Source organism: uncultured Thiodictyon sp., from assembly GCF_903946935.1.
Classification (GTDB): domain Bacteria; phylum Pseudomonadota; class Gammaproteobacteria; order Chromatiales; family Chromatiaceae; genus Thiodictyon.
Window position 1 is genome coordinate 87,532 of the sequence record NZ_CAJAXH010000021.1, and the last position, 6,673, is coordinate 94,204.

6 protein-coding genes are annotated in these 6,673 nt (G+C 62.5%); 2 read left to right on the forward strand and 4 right to left on the reverse strand.

Translation table 11 applies throughout. The features are described 5' to 3' along the window. Positions 1–172: 172 nt before the first annotated feature. Positions 173–397, forward strand: a complete 225-nt coding sequence (locus QZX93_RS03040; protein WP_295383744.1) for a hypothetical protein — start codon at positions 173–175, stop codon at positions 395–397. Here the strand turns inward: QZX93_RS03040 and ntrC are convergent, their stop codons facing one another. The 4 genes from ntrC to glnA form a co-directional block, all read right to left on the reverse strand. Then, positions 398–1,816 carry a nitrogen regulation protein NR(I) gene (ntrC, locus tag QZX93_RS03045; protein WP_295383742.1) on the reverse strand — a complete coding sequence of 473 codons (1,419 nt, stop codon included), beginning with the start codon at positions 1,814–1,816 and terminating at the stop codon, positions 398–400. Then, positions 1,809–2,876: a nitrogen regulation protein NR(II) gene (gene glnL / locus QZX93_RS03050; RefSeq protein ID WP_295383740.1), complete on the reverse strand. Its 1,068-nt coding sequence runs from the start codon at positions 2,874–2,876 to the stop codon at positions 1,809–1,811. Before glnL ends, ntrC begins: the two co-directional genes overlap by 8 nt. Before the next feature lie 30 nt (positions 2,877–2,906). Further along, the gene (locus QZX93_RS03055) at positions 2,907–3,422 is read right to left on the reverse strand and encodes a DUF4124 domain-containing protein (protein WP_295383737.1); all 516 of its coding nucleotides are present in this window, start codon (positions 3,420–3,422) and stop codon (positions 2,907–2,909) included. Positions 3,423–3,506: 84 nt separating this feature from the next. Then, complete coding sequence (gene glnA, locus QZX93_RS03060) at positions 3,507–4,910, reverse strand: glutamate--ammonia ligase (protein ID WP_295383842.1); 1,404 nt, start codon at positions 4,908–4,910, stop codon at positions 3,507–3,509. Positions 4,911–5,410: 500 nt separating this feature from the next. Between glnA and QZX93_RS03065 the strand changes: the two genes are divergently transcribed. Continuing rightward, positions 5,411–6,442 (forward strand): hypothetical protein, encoded by a 1,032-nt coding sequence (locus QZX93_RS03065; protein ID WP_295383736.1) that lies wholly within the window; start codon positions 5,411–5,413, stop codon positions 6,440–6,442. The last annotated feature ends 231 nt before the right edge of the window (positions 6,443–6,673 follow it).

Consider the following 6,673-nt stretch of genomic DNA (forward strand, 5'->3'; position numbering starts at 1 on the left):
CGCAACGCCGATAACGCACTGAAAAACCTTGGCGCGCTTGGCGCCTTGGCGTGAGATAGTCGGGCTAGGGCGCATCGGGTTGACCCGGGCGGCGGGTCAGGTGGTATATTAAGACTTCCGCAAATACTAAAGCAGCGGTCCCCTTCCAATTATCCCCCTGTCGGAGGCTTTCGTGAGCGATATCGATGCGTTGAACCAAGAGAAACAGGCCCTGATCCAGCAGATGCTGGGGTTGCAAAGACGGTTTATCGAACACGAGCATCAGCACGGCATCAGCGGCAAAGACTACTGGGCGGCGAGCGAGGGGATGTTGGTGAATTATCGCCAAGAATACAAGGCGATGGCCAACCGGGTGGTCGACCTCGCCCACCAGATCGTCGGCTCATCGCGCATCTAGTCATTCCTCCAGCGGGTCACGCGCCAGCTCGAGCGCAAGCTCTTTGATCTTGCGCGTCAGGGTGTTGCGACCCCAGCCCAAGAGCCGGGCCGCGTCCTGACGACGCCCGCCGGTGTGTTCGAGCGCCGCCTGGATCAGAATCGTCTCGAACGCGGGCAGGGCCTGGTCAAGCAGGGTGCCTTGGCCGCGCTTGAGGCTCTGGCGCGCCCAGCGTCGGAACACCGTCTCCCAGGGTTCGTCGACACCGCTCTGGGTGCTGACCGCGTTGAGCTCCGGCGGCAGGTCCTCGGCGTGGACCTCCTTGCTGGATGCCATCACGGTCAACCAGCGCGCCGTGTTTTCGAGCTGGCGCACATTACCCGGCCAATCGAGGCGCTGGAGTTGCTCGATCGCGCTCGGTAACAGCACTTTAGTCTCACAGCCGAGTTCCTTCGCCGCCTGGACGAGGAAGTGACGCATCAACAGCGGGATGTCCTCGCGGCGATCGCGCAGGGCGGGGAGCTGGATGCGGATCACGTTCAGACGGTGGAACAGGTCCTCGCGAAATCGTCCCTGACGCGCCAATTCATCCAGGTTCTGATGGGTCGCCGCAATAATTCGCACGTCCACCCGGATCGGCGCGGTCCCGCCGACGCGATAAAACTCCCCATCGGATAGGACCCGCAGCAGCCGCGTCTGAAGTTCGGCCGGCATATCGCCGATTTCATCGAGAAAGAGGGTCCCCCTATCCGCTTGCTCGAAGCGCCCTTCGCGTCGTGCCTGGGCCCCGGTGAAGGCGCCGCGCTCATGCCCGAACAGCTCGGATTCCAACAGGTCACGAGGAATCGCGGCCATATTCAGGGCGATGAACGGGCGGTCGGCGCGCGGGCTATGGCGGTGCAGGGCACGGGCGACCAGCTCTTTACCGGTACCGGATTCCCCGTTGATCAAGACAGTGATATTGGAGCGCGCAAGTCGGCCGACGGCGCGAAAAACATCCTGCATGGCCGGCGCTTCGCCGAGAATTTCCGGTCGATCGAGCACCGGGAGTTCCTCGACGCTATCGGTGCGTACGCGACGACAGGCCCTGGCCACCTGAGCGACGGCCTCATCGATGTCGAAGGGCTTCGGCAGATACTCGAAGGCCCCGCCGTGAAAGGCGGAGACCGCGCTGTCCAGGTCGGAGTGGGCGGTCATGATGATGACCGGCAGGCCCGAATAACGGGCGGTAACCTGTCGCAGCAGGTCTAAGCCATTGATGCCGGGCATGCGGATATCGGACAGAATCGCATCCGGCTGTTCCCGCTCCAAGGCCTCCATGACGCCGACACCATTGGAGAAGCAAGTCACGTGCATCTCGGCCTTGCGCAGCGCGCGCTCCAGGACCCAACGGATCGAGCGGTCGTCGTCGATCACCCACACCCGGGGTTCTCTAATCATGTTCCGTCTCCAGCGGCAAATAAACGTAAAACCGGGTTTCCCCGGGGCGACTGTCGCATTCAATCAGCCCCCCGTGTTGGTTGATGAGCTCCTGGGCGATCGGCAGTCCCAGCCCGGTGCCTCCGGGGTGTCCGGAAATCATCGGGAAAAAGATCTGGTCCTTGATGTCCTCGGGTATCCCGGGTCCATCGTCACTCACCTCAGTGATGAGCACCAGGCGATGGCGCCGATTGCCGATCGTGAACTGGCGCATCACGCGCGTGCGCAACACCACGGTACCGGCCGTGCCGGCCGCGGCCGCGGCGTTGCGCGCGATGTTCAATAAGGCCTGAATCAGACGGTCCTGGTCGGCGGTAAACTCCGGGATGCTCGGGTCGTAGTCGCGCTGGACCGCTGGACCCGATGGATTTTCGGCGAGAATCAGGCCGCGTACATGTTCGAGTACGGTATGAATGTTGAGTCGTGACCGGATTGGCATCCGGTTTGGCCCGATCATCCGATTCATCAGGGCCTGTAGCCGATCGGCCTCTTCGATAATGATGCGGGTATATTCTCTCAGCCCCGGGTCGGGGAGTTCCCGTTCCAGGAGTTGGGCCGCGCCGCGCAGGCCGCCAAGCGGATTTTTGATCTCATGGGCGAGTCCCTTAATCAGCGCCTGCGTGGCCTGATGCTGAGACAGCAGATGCTCCTCACGGGTGATGCGTAGCTGCCGGTCCACCTGATGTAATTCCACCAGCAGTTCGGCCTCCGCATCAAAATGGTGCATCGGCAACACCGTACAATTCACCGTGATGGTGTGCCCATCCAGGCGCGTGACGTTGAGCTCCCGATCGGTAAAGGGGTGTCGAGAACGCAAGGCCTCAGTGAGCCGCTGCTCCACCTTGGTATCCGGGCAAGGAAGGACGTTGACCGCGTGCAGACCGATGACATGACGGGCGCTGAACTGGAACAGCATCTCGGCCGCCGGGTTCAGATATTTGAGGCACAGGTCGGCGCCGAACAGCATGACCGCCGTATTCAAGTGGTCCAGCACCGTTTGTTCGAGCAGAGATTTAGCCACGTTGCTGAGAGTCCTGTCGTGGCGAAGGCGTTATGGCAACACGCCAGGCGGGAGGGGCTTGCGCAGTTGAAAGCTCACGGTGGGCGTGCGCGCGACGATCATCCCCAGGATATTGCGAATCTGGGCGGCGATCTCATGGTTGCCGAAGGCGACACCGGTCAGGGTGAATTGCGTCACGGCCGTCTTTTCCGTTTGGACAGGGACCCCGTCCAAGACTAACTCCAACTGCTGCCCTGTGATCATGGGGGGGGCTATAAGTAGATTGACGTCCAGGTTATCCTGCAACTGGCGCAGTATCTTATTTGACCCTGGCGACAAGACGGAGAATTTGGAATAGGGGCCAAGTAACGGCTTGGTGTCCGCCTCTTCGGGCGCCGCGGTCTCGTCCGTATCTGCTGCTGATTCTGCTGCCGATTCAGTCGACTCAACGCTCGTCTGGGGGCGATCGGAGAACTGGGTTCGGCCCTCGGCATCGACCCACTTAAAAATCTGCGCGGATGCGCACGGCGCAATGGTCAAAAAAAGGACAGTCAAGACCCGCAGCATGGATATAGGATCGCCGGCTTTCCTACTTGACGCCTTCCGGCGCCCCGCAACGGGGCGCCGGGTAGGCGTCGGGTTACTGCGGCCTTACAGGCTGTAGTAGAGGTCGAACTCGACCGGATGCGTGGTCATGCGCAGGCGCGTGACTTCCTGCATCTTCAGATCAATGTACGCATCGATCAGATCGTCGGTAAAGACGCCACCGGCCGTCAGGAATTCCCGGTCGTTATTCAGTGCCTCGAGCGCCATATCCAGCGAGTGGCACACGGTCGGGATGGCCTTGGCCTCCTCGGCGGGCAGGTCGTAGAGGTCCTTGTCCATCGCATCGCCGGGATGGATCTTGTTTTGAATGCCGTCGAGTCCGGCCAGCAGCATGGCGGAGAACGCCAGATAGGGGTTGCCGGTGCAGTCCGGGAAGCGGACCTCGATGCGGCGGGCCTTGGGGCTGGATACATGCGGGATGCGGATCGACGCCGAACGATTGCGCGCCGAATACGCGAGCATCACTGGGGCCTCAAAGCCCGGGACCAACCGCTTATAGGAGTTGGTCGAGGCATTGGTGAAGGCGTTCAGCGCCCGGGCGTGCTTGATGATGCCCCCGATGTAATACAGCGCCGTTTCGGACAGGCCGCCGTACTTGTCGCCGGCGAACAGGTTCACGCCGCCCTTGCTGAGCGATTGGTGGACATGCATGCCGGTGCCGTTGTCGCCGACCATCGGCTTGGGCATGAAGGTCACGGTCTTGCCCCAGCCGTGGGCGACATTCCACACCGCGTATTTCTGAACCTGGTTCCAGTCCGCCCGCTGTACCAGCGAAGAGAACCCGGTGCCGATCTCACACTGTCCGGCAGTCGCGACCTCGTGGTGATGAACCTCGACCGGCACACCCATCTCTTCGAGGGCCAGACACATGGCGGCCCGCAGGTCGTTCAATGAGTCGACCGGGGGCACCGGAAAGTAGCCGCCCTTCACACCCGGGCGATGCCCCATGTTGCCGTCGGCAAAGACGCGCTCGGAATTCCACTCGGCCTCGTCGGAGTCGACCTTATAGAAACAGCCGCCCATGTTGGCGCCCCAACGGACGTCGTCGAACACGAAAAATTCGAGTTCCGGGCCGAAATAAGCGGCATCCGCAATACCTGTGGACTTCAGGTAGGCCTCGGCGCGCTTGGCCAGCGAACGCGGGTCGCGCTCGTAGCCCTGCATGGTGTGCGGCTCAAGGATGTCGCAGCGAATAATCAGGGTGTTTTCGTCGGCGAAGGGGTCCATGACGGCGGTGTCGGCTTCCGGCATCAGCACCATGTCCGATTCTTGGATGCCCTTCCAGCCGGCGATCGATGAACCATCGAACATCTTGCCATCCTTGAACATGTCCTCGTCGATCAGCGACGCGGGCAATGAGACGTGCTGCTCCTTGCCTCTGGTATCCGTAAAGCGGAGATCAACGAACTTGACCTCGTGTTCTTTGATCATCTTCAGGACATCTGCCATCGAATCATCTCCAATGCTGACTTGATTAAGTGGTGCGGCACGCCGTGGGGCGGCCTCTGGTCGTGTGGTGTTGTCGACTTCCACATCCTCGGGCGCGAAGCGTAGCAGGTCGAGGGGGGCGCTGCACGCCCGGCCCGCGGCCTGCGCCCGGCAACCGTTCAGCAAGTCGCGGCGGTGCGCGGCGGGTGGTGGTTGCGATCAGGGGCGCGGTGGTCAGTCCTGTCAGCTAAAGCATGTATCGGGCCAAATGCCGGATGCAGTCCTCATCCAGCCCCCCAGCGTGGCCTGACGTTGGTGCTCCGACGCCTGTTCGATGAATCGCCGGGCCGCCACTGGGGCCCGGCTTGGGTAGCGCACTGAAATGGACTGGTCGCCGGGGTGCGCGCACCAAGGCGGTGCGTGGTGGCTGGCTGCGTCGGGGGCTTCGCAACCTCGGCCCCAACCGGCTATCCGTGTAAAATTCTGCTCAGATTCTGGTCAGACGGCCGCGGTAATGGCCCATGGCCGACAGGCATGGGTGTCTGGAGTGCATGGGGGTAGCGATGCCGACGGTCTTCATCTCATCGACCAGCGTCGATCTCAAGCCGTTTCGTGAGCAGGCGTTCAAGGCCTGGATCGATGCCCGCGGCCTGCGGCGGACCTTCGCCACCCTGGCCGAGCTCAAGCTGGAGGTGGCGCGGGCGCTGACGCACTGGCTCGGACAGCAGGGCGGTACGGCCACGCCGACCCCGATCACCGGGCCGCCCTCGATCCCCCCGGCCTATCTGGCATGGTTGCGCCGCACCTATAGCGGCGTCGATCTGCTCGGCCAGGATACCCAACAAGGCCAGGCCGTGACCCTGAGTCAGGTCTATTGCCCGGCGGTGACGACACCCGCGGCGCCGCCCGCAAAGGCGCGTCAACCCCAGGACCAGGAGCAGCCACCGCCGACCCTGCTCCTGGAACGCATCGACGCGGGCTCCCTCTACTGCCCGGCCCCGCCCGGGGCCGGCAAGTCTACCTTCTGTCGCTGGGCGGTCCTGCAAAGCATCCCCGGCACCCCGGCCGCCCAGGCGGTCCCGCCCCCGGAGGGCTTCGCCGAGCCCACCCCCGCAAACCTGCGCACGCGCCTACCCCTGTTGGTGCCGTTGCGTGAATTCTGGGAGGCGATGGACTGCGGCCAGGGCCGCCGCCACTGGTGCCGTGACGAACTCACCCAGACCTTGGCTACCTGGGTGGATGGCCGCTTGCGACCCGACGGACTCGACGGCGCTCTGCTCCAAGCGCATCTGGCCGCCGGCAGTGCCTTCCTGCTCCTCGACGGACTGGACGAGGTGCCGATCTCGCAGGTGCGCGACGGCGTGAGCGTCTATCCGCGCGCCCTGCTGCTCGCGGGCCTCGCCGACGCACTGCCGCACTGGGAGCAGGCCGGCAACCGGATACTCCTCTCCAGCCGACCCTACGGACTCGACGCGGGCGGACTGGCCAGACTGGGCCTGCCGCGCGCGCCGCTGGAGCCGCTGCCCGACAGCAGTTCCAAATTTGAAAGCTGATATGCAAGATAAAACAAAATGTTAGGCTTCTTGCTGCGATTCTGCGTCGACATTCGACTCATTGATTTACAAGGCGTATTTTTTCAAATTTGGGCTCTCTGGGATCTCAGTAGGTCGCATAGTTTCTCAAAAACAGCAGGATAGAGCGGTTACACAAAAAGAAAACGGCTCTATGGCAACGTCTGAAAATAGCGTAAGCCTCTGATATAAAGGTTCGGCAGAGCAGTAATC

Excerpts from the sequence above, each read along its gene's own strand:
- ntrC (WP_295383742.1), bottom strand. The coding sequence starts at position 1,816 with ATGATTAGAGAACCCCGGGTGTGGGTGATCGACGACGACCGCTCGATC.
- QZX93_RS03055 (WP_295383737.1), bottom strand. The coding sequence starts at position 3,422 with ATGCTGCGGGTCTTGACTGTCCTTTTTTTGACCATTGCGCCGTGCGCA.
- glnA (WP_295383842.1), bottom strand. The coding sequence starts at position 4,910 with ATGGCAGATGTCCTGAAGATGATCAAAGAACACGAGGTCAAGTTCGTT.
- QZX93_RS03065 (WP_295383736.1), top strand. The coding sequence starts at position 5,411 with ATGGCCGACAGGCATGGGTGTCTGGAGTGCATGGGGGTAGCGATGCCG.